General features: G+C 69.8%; 16 protein-coding genes and 1 pseudogene. 13 read left to right on the top strand and 4 right to left on the bottom strand.

What is annotated here, in order from left to right:
* Positions 1 to 19: 19 nt before the first annotated feature.
* Positions 20 to 442 (top strand): hypothetical protein, encoded by a 423-nt coding sequence (locus ACPPVT_RS21145; RefSeq protein WP_426563801.1) that lies wholly within the window; start codon positions 20 to 22, stop codon positions 440 to 442.
* A 151-nt stretch (positions 443 to 593) separates the two neighbouring features.
* Here the strand turns inward: ACPPVT_RS21145 and ACPPVT_RS21140 are convergent, their stop codons facing one another.
* The 3 genes from ACPPVT_RS21140 to ACPPVT_RS21130 all read right to left on the bottom strand — a co-directional run bounded on the left by ACPPVT_RS21140 (position 594) and on the right by ACPPVT_RS21130 (position 2,610).
* Entirely contained in the window at positions 594 to 1,040 is a 447-nt protein-coding gene (locus ACPPVT_RS21140; protein WP_426563799.1) for a WhiB family transcriptional regulator, read from the bottom strand.
* Positions 1,041 to 1,446: 406 nt separating this feature from the next.
* Positions 1,447 to 2,031 (bottom strand): PIN domain-containing protein, encoded by a 585-nt coding sequence (locus tag ACPPVT_RS21135; RefSeq protein WP_426563797.1) that lies wholly within the window; start codon positions 2,029 to 2,031, stop codon positions 1,447 to 1,449.
* Positions 2,032 to 2,070: 39 nt separating this feature from the next.
* Positions 2,071 to 2,610: a helix-turn-helix domain-containing protein gene (locus ACPPVT_RS21130; RefSeq protein WP_426563795.1), complete on the bottom strand. Its 540-nt coding sequence runs from the start codon at positions 2,608 to 2,610 to the stop codon at positions 2,071 to 2,073.
* A gap of 280 nt (positions 2,611 to 2,890) precedes the next feature.
* Here ACPPVT_RS21130 and ACPPVT_RS21125 point away from each other — a divergent pair, with 280 nt between their 5' ends.
* Together ACPPVT_RS21125 and ACPPVT_RS21120 are read left to right on the top strand one after the other, a co-directional pair.
* Entirely contained in the window at positions 2,891 to 3,373 is a 483-nt protein-coding gene (locus ACPPVT_RS21125; RefSeq protein ID WP_426563793.1) for an SMI1/KNR4 family protein, read from the top strand.
* Positions 3,374 to 3,614: 241 nt separating this feature from the next.
* Positions 3,615 to 3,992, top strand: coding sequence for a hypothetical protein (locus ACPPVT_RS21120; RefSeq protein WP_426563791.1), 378 nt, complete (start codon positions 3,615 to 3,617; stop codon positions 3,990 to 3,992).
* Positions 3,993 to 4,099: 107 nt separating this feature from the next.
* Here ACPPVT_RS21120 and ACPPVT_RS21115 read toward each other — a convergent pair whose 3' ends face one another.
* A complete protein-coding gene (locus ACPPVT_RS21115) occupies positions 4,100 to 4,579 on the bottom strand; it encodes a hypothetical protein (protein WP_426563789.1) in 480 nt (159 codons plus the stop codon).
* Between the two features lie 140 nt (positions 4,580 to 4,719).
* On the opposite strand from ACPPVT_RS21115, the gene ACPPVT_RS21110 reads away from it, so the two are divergent.
* The 10 genes and pseudogenes from ACPPVT_RS21110 to ACPPVT_RS21065 all read left to right on the top strand — a co-directional run bounded on the left by ACPPVT_RS21110 (position 4,720) and on the right by ACPPVT_RS21065 (position 19,077).
* Positions 4,720 to 6,573: a GMC family oxidoreductase gene (locus tag ACPPVT_RS21110; RefSeq protein ID WP_426563788.1), complete on the top strand. Its 1,854-nt coding sequence runs from the start codon at positions 4,720 to 4,722 to the stop codon at positions 6,571 to 6,573.
* Positions 6,574 to 6,603: 30 nt separating this feature from the next.
* Positions 6,604 to 7,221: pseudogene (locus ACPPVT_RS21105) on the top strand (MT-A70 family methyltransferase); the annotation flags it as partial.
* An 82-nt stretch (positions 7,222 to 7,303) separates the two neighbouring features.
* Entirely contained in the window at positions 7,304 to 8,611 is a 1,308-nt protein-coding gene (locus ACPPVT_RS21100; protein WP_426563786.1) for a cation:proton antiporter, read from the top strand.
* A 449-nt stretch (positions 8,612 to 9,060) separates the two neighbouring features.
* A complete protein-coding gene (locus tag ACPPVT_RS21095; RefSeq protein WP_426563784.1) occupies positions 9,061 to 11,853 on the top strand; it encodes a S8 family serine peptidase in 2,793 nt (930 codons plus the stop codon).
* 138 nt (positions 11,854 to 11,991) lie between these two features.
* Positions 11,992 to 12,369 (top strand): DUF805 domain-containing protein, encoded by a 378-nt coding sequence (locus tag ACPPVT_RS21090; protein WP_426563782.1) that lies wholly within the window; start codon positions 11,992 to 11,994, stop codon positions 12,367 to 12,369.
* A gap of 129 nt (positions 12,370 to 12,498) precedes the next feature.
* Positions 12,499 to 13,116: a TetR family transcriptional regulator gene (locus ACPPVT_RS21085; RefSeq protein WP_426563780.1), complete on the top strand. Its 618-nt coding sequence runs from the start codon at positions 12,499 to 12,501 to the stop codon at positions 13,114 to 13,116.
* Positions 13,113 to 13,943, top strand: coding sequence for a phosphatase PAP2 family protein (locus ACPPVT_RS21080; RefSeq protein ID WP_426563778.1), 831 nt, complete (start codon positions 13,113 to 13,115; stop codon positions 13,941 to 13,943). Before ACPPVT_RS21085 ends, ACPPVT_RS21080 begins: the two co-directional genes overlap by 4 nt.
* Positions 13,944 to 14,068: 125 nt before the next feature.
* Positions 14,069 to 17,977 carry an Ig-like domain repeat protein gene (locus ACPPVT_RS21075; protein WP_426563776.1) on the top strand — a complete coding sequence of 1,303 codons (3,909 nt, stop codon included), beginning with the start codon at positions 14,069 to 14,071 and terminating at the stop codon, positions 17,975 to 17,977.
* A 50-nt stretch (positions 17,978 to 18,027) separates the two neighbouring features.
* Complete coding sequence (locus ACPPVT_RS21070) at positions 18,028 to 18,567, top strand: hypothetical protein (protein ID WP_426563775.1); 540 nt, start codon at positions 18,028 to 18,030, stop codon at positions 18,565 to 18,567.
* A gap of 27 nt (positions 18,568 to 18,594) precedes the next feature.
* Complete coding sequence (locus ACPPVT_RS21065; RefSeq protein ID WP_426563773.1) at positions 18,595 to 19,077, top strand: DUF421 domain-containing protein; 483 nt, start codon at positions 18,595 to 18,597, stop codon at positions 19,075 to 19,077.
* Positions 19,078 to 19,090: the final 13 nt, after the last annotated feature.

The raw sequence follows: 19,090 nt of genomic DNA, 5'->3' as shown, positions 1-19,090 counted from the left end.
CGGGAACCAGGGAGGGACCGTGCCGCGTCAGATGTCCATGAAGCGAGTGCTGACCCCCGTCGTTGCGATCGCGGCCCTCGGTGCGCTGCTGGCCGGATGCGGGTCCCGCGACGCTGACGCCGGTCCCGAGCCGTCTGGCACCGTGGCGGTCACCCCGTCCAGCCCACCATCGGAGTCGCCGATGCCCAGCCCGTCCTACTCCGCTAAGTACCCGCCGCCAGCGTCCGGCGAGGTCACGGTGACCGGAACCGTCGAGGCCGGCGTGGAGGGCGGCTGCGTCATCCTGCGCACGGACACGACGCTCTACCAGCTGGTCGGCCAGGACCCGGCGATCGTTGCCGGCGCCAAGGTGACTGTGCGCGGCAGGCCCGATCCGGGCCTGATCACGACCTGCCAACAGGGCACGCCGCTGCACGTCATCGAGGTGACGCCCAGAACCTGAACTGCAGACGCCACGCCACAGTGCCCATATCCGGACCTACGGCACCCCGGCGAGAGAGTTCGGATCAGCAAACAGGCGGTGCGGGTCGACGGCTACAAGCCGGGCGCGCTGTACCCCTCAGGCCGGGCACTTGGACTCCCACCGCCGGAGATCACGCGGCACCATCCACAGCATCCCCAGGCACGTCCCCAGGCCCTTCCACTGGCTCAGGCCTGACACCGGGCACGTCGGCCCAGATCATCGCGGCCTGCTCCCACCAGCGCGCGTTGGCGGCTGCGACGGGGTGGTGGTTGTGATGCGGCGCCCACGACACGGCTGGCATCTTCGCGGCCCACCTCACCCCGTCAGTGGTGTCGCGTTGTAGGCCGCCCCAGAATCCGGCGGTGGCCTCGTAGCGGTCCGCCGCTGCAGCGCAGCGGGCCCGGACTGGGCACTCGCTGCACACCGACGTCATCTCGTCCTGCTCCGCCTGGCTGACCAGGTCGCTGTCGCTGGTCCACGGCAGCTGCGGCAGGTCAGCGCAGGCGGCCTTGTTCACCCACCGCGACATCGCGACCTCAGCAGGCGGCCACACTGCCTTCTTACGACGGACGCTCATGCCACGTCCTCCCTCTCGTTCCCTTCATCCCTCTGACGCGCTGCCCGGGGACTACGAGGACTACTGCGGGCAATTTCGGGGGACTGCTACGTGGAAACGTGCGGCGCGGGGCCTACGGGTCATCGGGCTAGGGCGCTCGCCTCCCCCGGCGGCCCGCTATGGCCTCGTCTTCTAGCGTCGTCGACAAGGCCATCGCGCATTGTGCAGCCCGCGTCGACCTACTGCTGAACGGGCTCGGAGTGCGTAGGTCATCAGCTCGATTCCGATAGACGGCTCCGAGTTTTCCCAGGGCCCACCTGACGGGCGAACCCACCCATCCCGGGCGCTCCGCGCACCGAGGGTAGGAGCGTCGGTGCGGCTCGCCCCAGCGCCGAAGGCAGGCTTGAGCGGACAGTCAAACCACCAGTCAGGGGCCACCGCAGAGCGCGGGTCGGATGATCTCGGCCACGTCAGTCATCTTGTACCGATCCACCAGGACCTCGAGCAGCTGTTCGGGAGTACGTGCGGGTTCGGTGTGACGCTGCGAAAGTTCGTGCAGCACCTTGGCCGCGCGAGTGGGATCCACATCGGCGGTGTTGGCCGCGAACTCCTGAACGGAGAGTAGGTCGATGTGGGAGGGCACGAGCCCGCGCCGAATGTCTTTGAAGTTCTCTGTCACAATCGCGCCCGCGCCGCCGATGACGGCTGCCGCGACCACGTGCTCATCATCTGGATCGGGGAGCGCGAAGGTCCCTTCCAGTGGCTCCCAGCCCGTGACGAGCGCGTCGTCGAAGTGGGTCCGCATCAGGTGAATCAGACGGTCAGCCCGATTCCGTGAGTCAGCCGGTTCCTTTCCCCGTTTGAACCACTTGAGTTCCTCGTGCCGTTTCAACTCCTCCAGGATGGCTTCGCTCCACAGCGGTCGATACGGGCCCTCCACCGCCATCGAAAGAACGAAGTCGCGTTGCAGGCTGGGCCACAGCACGCAGGTGTCAAGCAGCGCAGAGAACACCGCCACATCTTTCAGAGTCGGCCCCGCCGATTGGCAGAGTTACGCCCGCCGCTTGGCACGTTCCGCAGCCACCTCGGCTCGGATTCGCCGGAACTTCTCGGCTGCCTCTTCCGGGCTCTCATCGGCGTAGTCGTCGTCGTAAGTCGACGTCTCGACCAAGGCGCGGTACTGCTGCTCACGCCGCGCGGCCCGATAGGCAAGGAGATCATCAAGCTTGACCATTCGCCGTCGCGTCCCAGGCGTCTGCGCAGCCAGTTCGCCGGCGTCAATGAGCTTCACGACCGTGGGACGACTGACACCCAGCAGAACCGCCGCCTGCTGCGTGGTGAGCAGCTTGTTCTGCGGGGCAACCGTCACTGCCTTGCCTGCCTTCATCGCCTCGACAACCTGCCGGAGCACGCGATGCACCGAGGCGGGGATCTCGACGCTGTCGTGCTCCTCGGCACCGACGAGGAGATACCGCGGCGCCGGCTTGGAGCCGTAGGCGTCCTCATGAGCCTCGAGGAAGCTGAGGACCTCTGCGGCCTCAGCGGGAGAGTCGGGGAGGTACGTGTGCTGGTCGAGCGGCTGCGCGGACATGGCTACTCCTTTGGTTGCGACGTAACCGTAACAGGTTTCGTTTCTTTCGTATCCCTTCGTCAAGTTGACCCCGTCCAAAATCGGATCTGCCAACCCGCAGCAGCGGGCCGCCCACAGGTGCTAAAGGGCGACAATCAGAGGGGTTGCGGAAGGGTAAATGACTATGGCGGCTGAGCTTCGCCTCCTCGAAGAGCTGCTTTCTCGGCTCGAAGCGCACCTGCTGCACCACAAGCCAGATCTTCAGCTCCCCGCCGGACTGCCTCCGGGACGAGCGCGCGCCATGGCCGCCGATCTCGGACTCAGGCTCTCGGACGAGCTCGTCACCTTCTACGCGTGGCATGACGGCTTCGGGGCAAGCGGCGCCGTACCCATGCTCTGGGCTCCCGTTTCGCTCGCCGACGGCCTCGAAAACACGGCGTACAAGCGCACGATGGCTGTGGACTTCGCTCGGGACAATGGCCTCGCCCTCGAGGACGTCTACCCGGACACCTGGCTCAGCCCAGGGAGCAACCCCAACCTGATCGGCGCGAACGTCGACCTGAGCGGGCAGCCGAGCGACCCCAGCCCGGTCTGCAGCATCTACCTCCCCGACCTCGGATCCCCGGACTACTTCGTGGCCCTCATCCCCAGCTGGACCGAGTACGTCGCAACCTGGGTCGAGCTGTGGGACCGAGGTTGTTACGGCTGGGAAGACGCTGGGGTCACATGGCGCAACAAGCCGGAGGACTTCTACCTCCGCGACCCCGGAGACCAGTTGTTTTGAGGAGCGTCGCGCCACCGAGGAAGCCCCTCGGGATTGCATCGCGGGTCCTTGCCACCTGGTCAGCAAGAACGATCACCGGGGTGACAGTTCTCGTTTCGACGCCTCGGCAGGTTCAGCAGAAGCCTTCCTTTGCGGTGTCACAATTTGATCGCAAAAGTAACCTTGCGCCCCTTACGTAACATTCGCCAGGGTGGCGGTGCGGTCGTCGCGATCGCATCCGCACCACGAGGGGGAACATCACATGCGCACGTCGATCCATCGCGCCGTGGCCACGGTCTTCGCCACGTCCGCCATCGTCACCGGCAGCCTGGTGACTACCACTGTGTCCGCCCACGCCGCCAGCTCGTACGAAGGCTGCCCGTCCGGCTACGTCTGTCTCTACCCGCAGAACGCGGGCTGGAACGGCGGCCACCCGTCGGCGATGTACTACTGGTACGGCGCCTACAACCTGAGCAACCAGTACGGCACGCACCGGTTCTTCAACAACCAGACCGGCGGCGCGGTCGGCCACATCTGCACCGGCTACAACGGTGGCGGCACCTGCCTGGGCCAGGCGGCCTACACCTACTCCGACGACAACTTCACCCCGATCAACTCGATCACGCTCACAGCGCACTGATCGCGAGTCCACCGTTCTGGACCGGGCCCTAACACGTCCGGTCCAGAACGGCGGCGCCGATCACCCGACGTAGCTCATCGCTCCAGCCAGCGGTTGAGTCTCGAAGGTCAGATCCCGAGCGTCGAGCGCACCTGGTCCAGCATCGCTTGCTCGCCGTCACTGACCTGCTTGGCGCCGAAGCCCATGAAACCGCCGTCCTTGGCGGCCTCGGCGGCGGCCTGAGCGGTGGCCAGCAGCCACTGGTTGAAGGCCGCGCTCTCCGGTGCGGTCGCCTTGGCCGACACCAGCTCCGACGCCGCCTTCAGCTCGGTGAGCACCTGCTCGCCGGGGCTGGAGCCCTTGTTGAGCTTGAAGTCGCTCAGCGGGTTCTGGTGCTGCTGGCTCATCGCCTGCACGTCCAGCGCGACCTCGGCGATCAGCTGCTCGCGGCTCGGCGGGTTGGTCGCGGACTTGATGGTCGCGATCGTCTCCTTGCTCATCTCGATCGGGCCGCCGGGGTCGGCCAGCGAGATCGCCATCCCAGCCACGAATGGCGCGCGCCGGATCCGGTTCCACTCATCGTCGGTGAAGTCAGTCCTCGTCGTCACGTCGGTCCTCCCTCGAACGGATCGTCCGCACCACCGTAGGACAGCTGTCCATCGCGCTCTGTTCGGGTGGCGCCTCCAGTGGTAGACATCGCAGCGGGACCCCAAGTGGGCAGCCCGAGCCAACCCGAGAGGTGGCCTCGATGAGTGAGCCAGCCAGTCCTGCAGCGGCCGAGGCGGCCGATCGCTTCGACGTCATCGTGGTCGGTGCCGGGTCGGCGGGCGCCGTCATCGCGGCTCGTCTGACCGAGGACCCCTTGGTGCGGGTCGCGCTGGTGGAGGCCGGTGGCACTCCGCCGGCGCGGGCCGCGATGCCGGCTGCGGTGGCCACGCTGCAGCTCGACCCCGAGGTCGACTGGATGTACACCGGCGACCCCGGCGGCGTGGGCAAGGGCCTGGCCGACGGTCGGATGATGGTGCCCCGCGGCAAGATGCTCGGGGGCACGTCCGGACTGAACTACATGGCGTACGTGCGTGGGCACCCCGGCGACTTCGACGGCTGGGCGGCCGAGGGTGCCAAGGGCTGGAGCTACGACGAGGTGCTGCCGTACTTCACCAAGAGCGAGGGCCTGGTCCCGCCCGAGGAACCGGACGGTGTGGTCATCGAGGACGAGGTGCACGGCACCCGTGGCCCGCTCGGTGTCTCGGTGCGCTCGCCGCACACCGTGGCCGCCGAGCAGTTCGTCCAGGCGGCAGCGGCGGCCGGCATCCCGACCGGCGACTACAACAGCCGCGACCGTGGTGGTCCGGCCGGCTGCGCGTCGCTGTTCCAGACCACCACCCGCGACGGCAAGCGCTGCTCGACCTACGACGCGTTCCTGCAACCAGCCATGGAGCGCACGAACCTGACCGTCATCACGAACGCCCAGGTCGAGCGAATCCTGCTCGAGGACGGCGCGGACGGCCTGCGCGCCACCGGAGTTCGCTACCGCAACGCGGACGGCGGGACGCGGACCGTGCACGCCGACCGGGAGGTCGTGGTCAGTGCCGGGGCGATCGGCTCACCCCAGCTGCTCCTGCTGTCCGGCATCGGACCGGCCGACGAGCTCGCGTCGGTCGGCGTCGAGTGCGTGCTGGACAACTCGCACGTCGGCAAGCACCTCAAGGATCACCTGCACGTGCCGTTGGCGTTCCCGGCGCCGGGGGTGGCGCTGACGATGACCGAGATCGCGATCGCGCTCGGCCCGGACGCGTTGCGCGCCCCGGCCGGACCACTGCCTGCGGACCCGGCGGACGACGCGGCGCTGCCTCCCGAGCTGGCCGGGCTCCGGGCCGAGGCCGAGCGACAAGTGACCGAGTGGGCCACCACCGGCAAGGGGCTGCCGTCGTCCTCGTTCTACGACGCGGTCGCCTTCTTCTCCACCGGACTGGGTGACCTGCACACCCACGACGCCCAGATCGGGCTGCTCGCCTGCGGGTACACCCCGGACATCTGGCGCTATGTGTTCCGGGTCGACCCGGCCGCCTTCTTCCCCGACCCGGATGTGGCGCTGTCGCCGACGGCCCAGACCGTCGTCGTCCTGCCCAATCCGGTGCAGCCACATTCGGAGGGCGAGGTGCGGCTGGCCAGCTCCGACGTCGCGGACGCGCCGGTGATCGAGCTGAACTACTTCGCGGACCAGCACGACGTAGCCGTGATGATCGCGGTGATGCGGCGCGCCCTGCAGATCGTCGAGAACTGGCCTGGCGCCGGGCTCGGCCCGCTGATGGTGCCACCGGCCTTGGCCGCAGCCCACGGTCACGCGACGGGGGACGAGCCGAGTGACGGGCTGCTGGAGGACCTGGCCCGGCACTACGCGCTGACGGTCTACCACGAGACGTCAACGTGCCGGATCGGCAGCGTGGTCGACGCGGAGCTGCGCGTTCTGGAGGTGGCCGGACTGCGGGTCGCGGATGCCAGCGTCATGCCCAACGTGGTCAGCGGCAACACCAATGCGGCGACGATCATGATCGGCGAACGCGCGGCCGAGCTGATCGCCCAGGACCTGGCTGGTTGACACGGCCCACTGCATGAAGGAGCTCATCGAGTGACTGCCGAGTTTGTCGAAGGCGCCCTTCCTCCGCTTCCGGAGGTCCCCGGCGGCTTCCAGACGCTGCTCGCGGACCCGCCGTGGCGCTTCGCGAACCGGACGGGCAAGGTCGCTCCGGAGCACCGCCGTCTCGACCGGTACGACACGATGTCGCTGGACGACATCTGCGACCTGCCGGTGCAGAGCGTGGCGTCGGACAACTCCCACCTCTACCTGTGGGTGCCCAATGCCCTACTGCCCGAGGGCCTTCGGGTGATGGAGTCTTGGGGTTACCGCTACGTCTCCAACGTGGTGTGGGCCAAGCGTCGCAAGGACGGTGGCCCGGACGGGCGCGGCGTCGGCTTCTACTTTCGCAACGTGACCGAGCTGGTCCTGTTCGGCGTGCGCGGCTCGATGCGCACCCTGCCGCCCGGCCGCAGCCAGGTGAACATGATCGAGACCCGCAAGCGCGAGCACTCGCGCAAGCCGGACGAGCAGTACGGGCTGATCGAGGCCTGCTCCCCGGGGCCGTACCTCGAGCTGTTCGCGCGGTATCCGCGTGATGGCTGGCAGGTCTGGGGCAACGAGTGCGAACCCACTGTCGAGCCGCGCGGCAAGGTGCACCGCGGCTATGCCTGGGACGCCTGCGACTAGAGCCCGACCGGGGGGCTCAGACCCTGTCGGACCAAGTGGCAGCATGTGGCGACGGAGGTGCTGCATGCCGTCGTCCGTGGACTCGCTGTTCTGGATCAGCGTCTGCGCCGTGCTCGGTCCGCTGGTCGCCGGCGTCGTGCCGCGCAGGCTGCTCCCCGAGGTCGTCCTGCTGCTGGTCACCGGGGTCGTGATCGGGCCGAACGTGCTCGGGCTGGCATCCTCCGACGAGGCGATCGACCTGCTGCACGACCTCGGGCTGGGCATGCTGTTCCTGCTGGCCGGCTACGAGCTAGAGCTGAAGGAGCTGACCGGCGCCGGCGGCCGCCGAGCCCTGCGCACGTGGCTGGTGAGCTTCGCGCTGGCGCTCGTCACGGTGTGGATCCTGGCCTCCGTCGTCGGCGTCACCGCCGAGATGGCCGTGGCGATCGCCCTGACCTCGACCGCGCTGGGCACGTTGCTGCCGATCCTCAAGGACGCCGGGCTGATGGGCACGACGTTCGGCAACACGATCCTCAACCACGGCGCAATGGGTGAGCTGTGTCCGGTCCTCGCCATGGCCGTGCTGCTCGGCGCGCGTGGCACGTTCGCCTCGATCGTCGTGCTGGGGCTGTTCTTCCTTGCCGCGCTGCTGGTCAGCCTGCCCTCGGCTCGGATCTCCGCGACGTCCAAGGTGCTCGGACTGATCCGCTCCGGGGCCGAGACCACCGGCCAGACCACCGTGCGGCTGACCGTCCTGCTGCTGGTCACGCTGCTTGCGCTCGCTGCCGCCTTCAACCTCGACTCGGTGCTCGGTGCGTTCGCCGCCGGTTTCATCCTGCGTCGTGCGCTGCCCGGCGGCGACGAGCGCCTCGAGCTCAAGCTGACCGGGTTGGCGTTCGGCCTGCTCATTCCGATCTTCTTCGTCACCGCCGGGATGGCCATCGACCCAGCCGCGGTGGCCGACCGCCCGGCTGCGCTCGTGCTCTTCGTGCTGCTCATCCTGCTCGTGCGCGGTGTCCCGGTCATGGTGGCCAGCCGGTTCGAGCACGACGAAGGCCGCCCGTTGCGCGCGTTCAGCACGCGCGACAGCATCCGTTTGGGCCTGTACGGCGCGACCGGGCTGCCGATCATCGTGGCCGTGACGGCTGTGGCGGTGGACTCCGGAACGATGAGTGCCACGAACGCGTCCGTGCTGGTGGCGGGCGGTGCCGTCACGGTGCTGCTGCTCCCGTTGAGCGCGACCCTGCTGGCCCGCCCCGACGCCGGGTCAGCGGACTCGGCGACCCTTGCGGCGCAGCAGCCGCAGCCCCACCCAGGCGAGGGCGAGCACCAGCAGTACGGCGGGAAGGACGACGGCGACCGGGACGGCGAAGGCCAGGCACCCGCTCAGTGACCAGTCGCTGCGCGGCTGGCCCCAGTCCACCACCCAGCGCAGCGCGGCGAAGCCGAACGCGAGCACGAACACCACGACCGTGGTCAGGGCGTAGACGATGACGGCGTCCCGGAGCTGGCGGCCGCGACCCACGGCGGGTGCATGCTCGAGGGTCTGCTGGTCGGTTATCAAGGGTGTCGTTGTCCTTTGTCGGGCGCTATCAGCGATTGTCGCCCATGACGTCAAGTCGGCGCCTCACAGCACCGTCGGCAGGTGCCGAGGGCGGCAGAACTGTCACCGAACGGTCGTCCGTACACTCTTGTGACTTTTCGTGGCATAGCGGTACTGTCCGATTTCTCGGCTCAGGACCGCGATTGCGTGGAGGGCGAGATCGTCGGCGGGGCCAATCGCGGAAGGCGGGCCCCACCATGCGTCCATCCCGGCTACGGAGCGCAGTTCTCGCTTCGGTTGTGGGAGTAGCACTTGCCGTTCCCGCGGCGGCCCTTGCGCCGTCGTCCGGCAGCGCGGCTCCCCCGGGCCCGACGGCGCTGGGCGGCGGTCAGCTGCCGGCCCGCACGGTGGCGCAGATCGACGCGCTGGCCCAGGCCAAGGCGTTCCGCACGCCCACTGAGCTCAAGGTCGACAGTCGGCTGCTGGCCGCCGACCGGATGAGCCGCGGTCTCGCGCTCGCGTCCGGGGTGGGCAAGGTCGACACCGGCATCGGCGTCGACAAGTCCGGGCGGACCGACGTCCAGGTCAGCGGCAAGGTGACCCCTGCGTTGGTGCGGTCGGTGACCGCGCTGGGCGGCGTGGTCCGCGACTACCGGCCGGCGGCCGGCCACCTGTTGGTGGACCTCCCGCTCGCTGCGACGACCAAGGTCGCCGCAATGCCGGGAGTCACCCACGTGGCGGCCCCGATGGGTCGGATGACGGCCAACGCCAACCCCCAGCCGCGGGCCGCCTCCAAGCAGGCACGGGCCGACCAGCTCAGGCAGCACGTGCAGGACGCGCTCGCCAAGGCCAGCACGGCCAAGAGCTCGGCGATGGTCGGAACGGTGACCAGCGAGGGTGACGTGACGCACGGCGCGAACGTGGTACGCGCCAACCGGCACATCGCCGGCGCGGGGGTCACCGTCGGCGTGCTGTCCGACGGCGTCGACTCGTTGGACGCCTCGATCGCGTCCGGCGACCTGCCCGCCGACACCCAGGTGCTGCCCGGTCAGGCCGGTGCCGGCGACGAGGGCACGGCGATGCTGGAGATCGTGCACGACCTGGCACCGACCGCGCACCTCGCCTTCGCCACGGTCGACCCGACGCCGGACGCCTTCGCGGCCAACATCCGCGCACTGCGCGCGGCCGGCGCCGACGTCATCGTCGACGACGTCATCTACCTGAACGAGTCGCCGTTCCAGGACGGCCCGATCGCGCAGGCCGTCATCGACGTCACCCACAACGGCGCGCTGTACTTCAGCTCGGCCGGCAACGAGCAGAACGTCGATGACCGGACGGCGGGCAACTACGAGGGCGACTTCAAGTCCTCGGGCCAGACCATCGGCAAGTTCGCCGGGTTCGCGCACGACTTCAAGCCCGGTTCCGGCGTGCAGGTCCTCGACCCGCTCAGCGCCGATTCCGACGGCGTCCCCGCGCTGCTGCAGTGGGCGGACCCGCTCGGACACTCCGCCAACGACTACGACCTGTACGCGGTCGACGCGGACGGCAACGTCCTAGCCTTCTCCAACGACACCCAGAACGGGGACGACGACCCGTTCGAGGGCTTCTTCGTGCCGGGCGGCACGGTGGGGCTCGCAGTGGTGAAGTTCAAGGGCGCCAACCGGTACTTCCAGCTGTCCCCGCTGCGGGGCCGGTTCGAGACCGACGGCGCGCTGACCGCGTTCAACACCCCAGGCGTGACCCGCGGGCACTCCACCGTGCCGGCCGCCTTCAGCGTCGCGGCCGCGCCGGCCAGTGTGGCGTTCCCGCGCGAGATCGCGCCCGGCGTGCCGAACCCGAGCGGTCCCTTCCCGGGTCAGTTCACCGCCGCACAGCAGTCCGAGACGTTCACCTCTGACGGCCCGCGGCGGGTCTTCTTCCGTCCCAACGGTTCTGCGATCACCCCGGGGAACTTCACGCACACCGGCGGGACCCTGCGCGGCAAGCCGGACATCACCGCCGCAGACGGAGTGGTCACCTCGGTCCCCGACTTCGAGCGGTTCTACGGCACCTCCGCGGCGGCTCCGCACGCGGCGGCGATCGCGGCCCTGGCCCTCAGCGGCCGGCCCGGGATCAAACCGTCGGCGATCCGCAGCGCCATCCAGCAGACCGCGATCGACATCGAGCGCAACGGCTGGGACCGGGACACCGGGTACGGGATCCTGATGGCCACCCGGCTGCTGAACCGCACCGGTGGCACGGCCCAGCCGCTCGTCACCGCGGACGACCCGACGGTCACCCCAGCCGGTGACGGGGACGAGTTCCTCGAGCCGGGCGAGAGTGCGGCAGTCACCGTGCCCGTGACGAACGTCGGGGACGCCAAGGCCAGCAACGTGGCGGTCCAGCTCAGCACCACCACGCCCGGCGTCACGATCGCTCCTTCGTCGCAGCCGGTGGGTTCGGTCGCGGTCGGCGCGACGGTGTCATCGCCGCCGTTCATCATGACCGTCCCGGCGACCCATGAGCCCGGCGTGCCGCTCGACCTGCACGTGCGGGTGAGCTTCACCGGTGCTCTGTCGCCGCAGACCGCCGACTCCAGCGAGCCGGTCGGTCAGCCGTCGGCGGATGTCGACGACGTGTCGTTCACCGGGCCGCCGGTGGCGATCCCGGACGACGACCTGGCAGGCGTGAGCGTGCCCCTCACCGTCGGGACTGCTGGCCGGATCAGCGAGCTCACCTTCTCGATCGACGGGACGGCCTGCAGCACCGACATCGGTTCCACCACAGTCGGTCTGGACCACACCTTCGACAGCGATCTGGTCGGCACTCTCGTCTCGCCGACCGGACAGCAGGTGACGCTGTTCGAGAACGCCGGCAGCAGCTTCAACAACTTCTGCCAGACGCTCTTCACCGACTCGGCGACGACCAGCATCCAGTCGAGCACCAATGCGCCGTTCACGGGCTCGTTCCGGCCGGCGCAGCCGCTCGGCGCGCTGACCGGAACGGTCGCAGCCGGTGCCTGGACGTTCCACGTCGCGGACGAGGCCGCCCTCGACACCGGTTCGATCCGGGCGGTCACGCTGCACGTGCGGGGCTACGAGCAGACTCCCTAGCGCCTTCCACTTGTGGCGGGTTGTGGGGGTCTCAACTTCGTTTGAGACCCCCAAACCTCGCCACAAGTGGGGGGTAGATCGGGGGCTCGGTGTCCGTTAGTGTCCGGCTGCAGCCACTCACCCGGAGGAATCACGACGATGTCGTTCACCGAAGCCGTCAAGACCTGCCTTTCGAAGTACTCCGACTTCTCGGGCCGAGCGCGCCGCTCCGAGTACTGGTTCTTCTCGCTCGCCTTCTTGCTGGCCTACCTGGTGCTGGTGCTCCTGGGCCTAGCCCTGGGCCGGATCTTCTACATCCTGGTGGCCTTCGTCGTGCTGGGCTTCATCATTCCGAGTCTGGCGGTGACCTGGCGCCGGCTGCACGACACTGGTCGTTCCGGCGCCTGGTACTTCATCGCCTTCGTGCCGGTCGTCGGCGGCATCATCCTGCTGGTGTTCACGGTGCTCGACAGCCAGCCCGGCCCGAACGTCTACGGGCCGAACCCGAAGGAAGGTCCAACCGCCGTCACGGCCTGACCCAGAGCAACGAGGTGGGGTGCCCGGCCCAGCCGTGGCGCCCCACCTCGCTGTCTCCTGAGCGCCGCCGTCGGAGTAGCAGAATCTGCAAAATTGCAGGTTCTGCAATTTCGTGCCTAGCATGGTCCGGTGGAAGCATCAGCAGGCCTGCGCGAGCGCAAGAAGCAGCGCACCCGGGACGACCTCGCCGCCGCCGCGTTCGCCCTGGCGGTCGACCGCGGCCTGTCCGGCTTCACCATCGACGATGTCGCGGTCGCCGCCGACGTCTCGCCGCGGACGTTCTTCAACTACTTCGCCGGCAAGGAGGAGGCGGTCGTCGCGTACGGCGACGGCCGGCACGCGCTGTTCGCGGCGGCCCTGGACGCCCGGCCGGCCGACGAGGCGCCCCTGGCGGCGCTGCGCGCTGCGATCGTCGACAGCGTGCGGCAGTCCTCGCGAGAGGCCATCCGCGAGCAGCTCGCGCTGCTGCGGCTGCTGCGGGAGACGCCGACCCTGCTGCCGTCGCTGATGTGCGGGTACGCCGCGACCGAGCAGCTGATCGCGCAGGCCGTGGCGCAGCACAGCGGGACCGACCCGCTGCGGGACGCGTACCCACGGCTGGTCGCGGCCTGCGCCATGGCCGCGGTGCGAACGTGCCTGGTCCGTTGGGAGCAGGAACCGGGCGGGACGGCGGCGTCGCTGGCCGACGCGATCGACGAGGCCTTCGCGGCCATCGGCAACGGACTGCCTGACCCGCGCGGCCGATGACGTCGGCCACCCCGCAGGAGACCGGTTCGGTCGCCGAGTTTCCACCTCGCGCCGCCGTGCGCGACTGGACCTTCCGGCTCAGCCGCGAAGCCTCCATCCTGTTGGTCTGCTGGGTCATCTATATGGGTGGACGCTTCGTCGCCGGCGGCCGCGACGAGCTCGCGTACCAGAACGCCCGCCGGGTCTGGTTCTGGGAGCGCACGTTCGGCCTGCCCGACGAGGCGACGCTGCAGTCGGCGGCGATGAAGGTGCCGCACCTGGTCGAGGTCGCGAACACCTACTACGCCACGGTGCACTTCCCGCTGACCATCGCCACCCTGGTGTGGTTGTTCGTCCGGCACCCCCGCCAGTACTCGCAGACCCGACGTTCGCTGCTCTGGCTCACCGGCGCGGCGCTCGCCGTCCACCTGGCGTTCCCGCTCGCGCCGCCCCGGCTGGCGGTCTGGGACGGGATGACCGACACCGCCGTCCGGTACGGCATGTCGGTCTACGGGCCGGTCGGAACGGGCATTGCCAACCAGTTCGCCGCCATGCCCTCGCTGCACTTCGGGTGGTCGGTCCTGGTCGCTGTGGCCGTGGTGAGCAGCCTGCGCAGCCGACTGCGCTGGCTGATCCTGGTACACCCGGGCGCCACCCTGATCGTCGTCGTGGTGACCGCGAACCACTACCTGCTGGACTGCATGGTGGCCGGCGCGATCGCGGTGCTCGCGGTCCGGCTGGCCGCGGTAGACATCCTCGGCGCACTGCGGCGCGTGGTCCCGGCCGCCGTCCGGGACGACCGTGCGTCACCCGATGGAGGGCCCCGGCGTCACCCGTTCGGCCGCTAGTCATCACGTTCTGCTTCGAAGCGGCACTGCCTGCACCGAAACTCCGAAGAACGGGGGAAGCGGTCTTGTGAACATCGGGGCAGGTCATGTTGAAGGTGCACCACGCACGGCTCGCACGTCGGGTCGTGGCAGTCGCTGTCGTGCTGCTCGCTGTGCTGAGTGGGACGGCGGGTCAGGCCAGTGCGGGTGCCGGCACCACGGCCCTGGTGTCCGAGAGCTTCACCGGGTCGAGCACGGGCCCCGGCTGGTATCTGCCCGCCGGGAGCAACGGCACCTGCTTGACCGCTGCGACCAACACCGCGCAGCAGCCGGTCCCGGCCTGCTCCAGCAGCGCGACGGACGCCGTGGGCAGCGGCGCGCTGCTGCTGTCCCAGAACGTCGGTAACGCTGTCGGCACGGTCTACAACACGATGAGCATGCCCGGCTCGCGCGGCCTGGACGTCACCTTCAACACCTACCAGTGGAACGCACTGACCAACCCGGGCGCGGACGGCATCAGCTTCATCCTCGCCGCCACCGACCCGACCAACCCCACGCCGCCCGCGCATCCGGGCCCGTTGGGTGGGTCGCTCGGCTACAGCTCCACGCGCAGCAACAGCGCGGCCGGGGTCAGCTACGGCTACCTGGGTTTCGGCCTGGACGTGTACGGCAACTTCGAGGGCTCGGGCTTCGGCGGTACGGACTGCCCGAACAGCGGTCGGGTCCAGCAGAGCATCACGGTTCGCGGACCCGGCAACGACAACCTGGGGTACTGCAAGCTCGCCTCCGCCGCGGTGGTCTCGCCCGGCCACCTGGACGACCGGCTGGGGACCACTCGGCCCGCCCCCGTGCCGGTGGAGATCGCCGTGAACCCCGGGGCGGCGACCACGACCGCGTCCGGCCTCGACGTCGCGGCGAACAGCTGGCTGCTGCAGGTGACGCCGTTGGGCGGCAGCCCGATGCAGCTCACCGGCTCGCTGCCGACCGGTCAGCGACTCACCGACCTGGGCTTTCCCCCCGGCTACGTGGACCCGGCCACCGGGCTGCCCTACCAGCTGACGTTCGGCTGGGCGGCGTCGACCGGCGGCAACAACGAGATCCATGAGATCAACATGCTGCGGTCGAACACCTTGAACGGCAAGGTCCCCGCGCTCACACTGACCGTGTCCGACAACCAGGACGGACACCTGGTCGCCGGCAACCACGCGGTCGTCACGGTCGCGCCTGGCCTGGTCGCCGGTGAGGGCGCCGAGGACCAGCCAGTCACCGTGAACACCACGTTCCCGCCGGGTCTGACCCCTTCGCTGCCGACCACGCCCGACTACTCCTGCAGCGTTTCCGGCCAGCTGGTCACCTGCCGGTACAGCCCCAGTACCGCTATCCCCGCCGGCTCCTCGCTGCCGCCGCTCGACATCCCGGTGGACGTGGACCCGACGGCGACCGGCGCTGCGACGATCACCAGCAAGGCGTCGTCCAACGACGCGCTGCCGGCCGCCACGAGCCACTCAGTGTTCGTCAGTTCCTTTGCGGCACATGCGAACCCGGGCTCGGCCACCTACGGCTCCGCCGTGCTGCTGTCGACCGCCGGGCTGCCCGCGAACGCGACCGGCGACGTGACGTTCAGCTCCGGGGGCACACAGCTGTGCGCGGTCACGCTGCCGGACACCAGCTGCTCGGCAGGGGCCGGGCTCACTGTCGGGGCCTACCCGGTGACCGCGGTGTACTCCGGCGACCTGAGCTACCTGTCGCAGTCGACCACGACGTCGTTCTCGGTCGTCCCCGCGGCGACCGCGGTGACCGCGCAGGTCGCCGCCACGGCAGTCCCGTACGGCGTGGGTGACCCGCTCTCCGCGGCCGGGCTCCCGGTGGGCGCCACCGGCACCGTCCAGTTCACCTCCGGCGGCACGCTGCTGTGCGCGGTGACGCTGCCCGCCACGACCTGCACGCCGTCCGGTCCGCTGCCGGTCGGCAGCTACCTCGTGACGGCCGCTTACTCCGGAGACGCCAACCACGTGGCGTCCACCGGCACCACGACGTTCGAGGTGACGACGATCGACACCGCCCTGGTCGCCGGCGTCGCCGACCTGAGCATCGACTACGGCTCAGGGCAGACCTTGACCTGGACGGGGCTGGACCCCACGGCCGGTGGCACGGTCACCTTCGAGTCGAACGGCTCGCCGCTGTGCACCGCGACGCTGCCCGAGACCTCCTGCACCGTGCCGCCCGGCCTGGCCGTTGGCTCGTACCCGGTGACGGCCACGTACTCCGGCGACTCGACCCACGCGGGATCCGTCGACGACACCCAGTTCGTGGTGACCAAGGCACCGACGGACGTCGTGGTGCAGACCTCGGCGTCGGTTCCCTACGGCACCGCGCAGACGCTGTCGGTGAGCGGCCTGCCGAGCGATGCGACGGGTCAGGTCACGCTGGTGTCGAACGGCACGCCGCTGTGCACCATCACCCTGCCCGGCACGCCGTCGTGCTCGGCCCCCGCCGGACTGGACGTCGCGACCTACCCGGTCACCGCCACCTACGCCGGTGACGACCACTACCTCGGCTCGAGCGACAGCACCACGTTCGACGTCGACCAGCTCGCCTCGCCGGCGTTCGCGGCCCAGGCCAACCCGGCGAGCACGACGTACGGCGACCCGGACACGCTGTCGCACAGCGGACTCGCCGCTGGTGCCACGGGCACGGTCACCTTCAGCGCGGGCGGTCAGCCGCTCTGCGCGGCAGTGCTGCCGCAGACGGCCTGTCAGACCGCGGACACCTTGCCGGTCGGTGTCTACCAGGTCGTCGCGACCTACCCGGGCGACGACGAGCACGACGCCGCGACGGCAACGACCTCCTTCGAGGTGACGAAGGCGCCGGTGTCGCTCACCGCGTCGGTGACCGACCCGAGCCTGTCCTTCGGCACGCCGCAGACGCTCACGGCCGCAGGCCTGCCCGCCGGAGCCCAGGGCACCGTGACCTTCACCTCCGGCGGGGTGACCTTGTGCACGGTGACGCTGCCGGACACCTCGTGCGCGGCACCGGCCGGTGTCGACGTCGGCCAGCACCCGGTCCAGGCGGTGTACTCCGGGGACGACAACCACCAGGGAGCCTCGGCGAGCACCACGTTCACCGTCGTTCCGCTGGCCAGCCAGGTCGTCGCGAACGTCGCGTCGGCGAAGACGCCGTACCGGATCGCCGACACGCTGCTGCACACCGGGCTGCCGACCGACGCGACCGGCACCGTGACTTTCACGGCCAACGGCCGGACCCTTTGTGTTGCAACGCTTCCGGCCCAGTCCTGCGTCGCACCAGCCGGCCTCGAGGTCGGTGCGCACCCGGTGACCGCCACCTACTCCGGTGACGCCCACTACGACGGCAGCAGCGACCGGACCACCTTCACCGTGGTCCCGCTCCCGACGAGCCTCACGGCCAGCGCGTCGCCTGCCGTGGCCGTGGACGGAACCGCGGTGACGTTGACCGCAGCCGGCCTGCCGGCGGACGCGACCGGCACGGTCCGGTTCAGCTCCAACGGCCGGACGCTCTGCGTCGCGACCCTGCCGACGCTGTCCTGCGCCTCGCGCACGGCAGTGGCGGCCGGCACGCACGCCGTCCGCGTGTCCTACTCCGGTGACGACCACTACCTGCCGTCCCGGGCCAGGACGACCTACCGGCGTACCTCTGTGGTCGTCGCCACCCAGGCCGCGTCCACCCGGTCAGGGGTGAGCATCGCCGTCCCGCTGCCGTCCGGCGCTGGGCAGGTGGACGTGGTCGTTCCGCCGGCTCACGGCTCGGTGGTGGTCCAGGACGGTCAACTCGTCTACACCCCGGTGCCCGGCTTCACCGGCACCGACGTGGTGACTGTCGAGATCACCGACCCTCAAGGCAATGTGCGCCGGGTCGACCTGTCGGTCGAGGTGCTGGCGGACCCGCCGTCCGCGACCACCCAGCTCGACCGGCTGCCGCGCACCGGCGGTTTCGCCGGCGGGACGCTCGCGCTCGCCGTCGGGTTGCTGCTGCTCGGCGCGGCGGCCATGACTTGGGGTCGCCGCCGCGAGGTGTAGGGGTGACGATGTGAGGCGCCCGCTCCGCGCGAACGCCTAGAGGTGACCCCGTGCCGACCAGCATCACCGAGCTCAGCGATGGCCCTGAGACGCTACCGAACGCGCGAGATCTGACCGCCTCTCGCGGCAGCCTGCGGTGGCGCAGGGCCGCACTGGCACTGCTCGCCGTCATCGTGCTGGCCGGCGCCACCGGCCTGCTGGGGGTGCGCAGCACAACGACCACGGCCTCCGCGCACGGTTACACGGCGTCCTTCACGCACGCCGCGGTGGCCCGGGCCGGCTGGGACGTGCCCTGGCGGCTGCGCATCCGACACCCGGGTGGCTTCGATGGCCCGGTCACGGTGGCGGTGACCGGACGGTCCTTCGACATCTTCGAGACGCAGCGGTTCTGGCCCGAGCCCTCGGCCGAGACCCGCGGCGGTGAGTTCGTCTACCTCACGTTCGACCCACCGCCCGGCGACACGCTGCTGATCGACTACGACGCCTACGTCCAGCCCAGCGCGCAGGTCGGCCGGCGCACCACGATCACCGTGATCGTCGACCGTGTCTCGCAGGTCAGCCTGCACGCTTCGACCGTCCTGTTGCCCTGATCCGGCACCGACAAGGGGAGAGCCATCGTGGAGATCGTGTTCCGAGCCGCCGTCGTGTTCGCGTTCCTGTGGATGATCACCCGAGCCACCGGCAAGTCCACGCTCGGCGAGCTGAGCACCTTCCAGCTGCTGCTGTACGTCGTGATGGGTGACCTGATCCAGCAGGGCGTGACGCAGCAGGACTACTCGCTGACCGGCGCGGTGCTCGCGGTGTCGGTCTTCGCACTGCTGACGGTGGCGCTGTCCTGGGTGAGCTTCCGCTGGCCCGTGACGCGGCCGGTGGTGCATGGGGCCCCGCTCGTGGTGGTCCGGGACGGCACGTTGCTCCAGCCCGCGATGGCATCCGAGCGGCTGTCCACCGACGACCTCTACGAGGCGGCCCGCGAGCAGGGGATCCGCCGGATCGGGGACGTCGAGCTGGCGGTGCTCGAGGCGGACGGCCGGATCTCGTTCTTCCGCAGGCAGAACAGCCAGGACCTTCGTCCCGTCGACAGCCAGCCGCTGGAGTAGCCTCGCCATGGGC

Origin of the sequence: Angustibacter sp. McL0619, from assembly GCF_049994355.1 — a bacterium.
Classification (GTDB): Bacteria; Actinomycetota; Actinomycetes; order Actinomycetales; family Angustibacteraceae; genus Angustibacter.
Note: the sequence above shows the minus strand (reverse complement) of the source record. Positions and strands in the feature narration are given on the sequence as shown.

Coding starts and splice junctions, on each gene's coding strand:
- ACPPVT_RS21140 (WP_426563799.1), bottom strand. CDS start 1,040: ATGAGCGTCCGTCGTAAGAAGGCAGTGTGGCCGCCTGCTGAGGTCGCG.
- ACPPVT_RS21130 (WP_426563795.1), bottom strand. CDS start 2,610: ATGTCCGCGCAGCCGCTCGACCAGCACACGTACCTCCCCGACTCTCCC.
- ACPPVT_RS21125 (WP_426563793.1), top strand. CDS start 2,891: ATGGCCGCCGATCTCGGACTCAGGCTCTCGGACGAGCTCGTCACCTTC.
- ACPPVT_RS21120 (WP_426563791.1), top strand. CDS start 3,615: ATGCGCACGTCGATCCATCGCGCCGTGGCCACGGTCTTCGCCACGTCC.
- ACPPVT_RS21110 (WP_426563788.1), top strand. CDS start 4,720: ATGAGTGAGCCAGCCAGTCCTGCAGCGGCCGAGGCGGCCGATCGCTTC.
- ACPPVT_RS21100 (WP_426563786.1), top strand. CDS start 7,304: ATGCCGTCGTCCGTGGACTCGCTGTTCTGGATCAGCGTCTGCGCCGTG.
- ACPPVT_RS21090 (WP_426563782.1), top strand. CDS start 11,992: ATGTCGTTCACCGAAGCCGTCAAGACCTGCCTTTCGAAGTACTCCGAC.
- ACPPVT_RS21080 (WP_426563778.1), top strand. CDS start 13,113: ATGACGTCGGCCACCCCGCAGGAGACCGGTTCGGTCGCCGAGTTTCCA.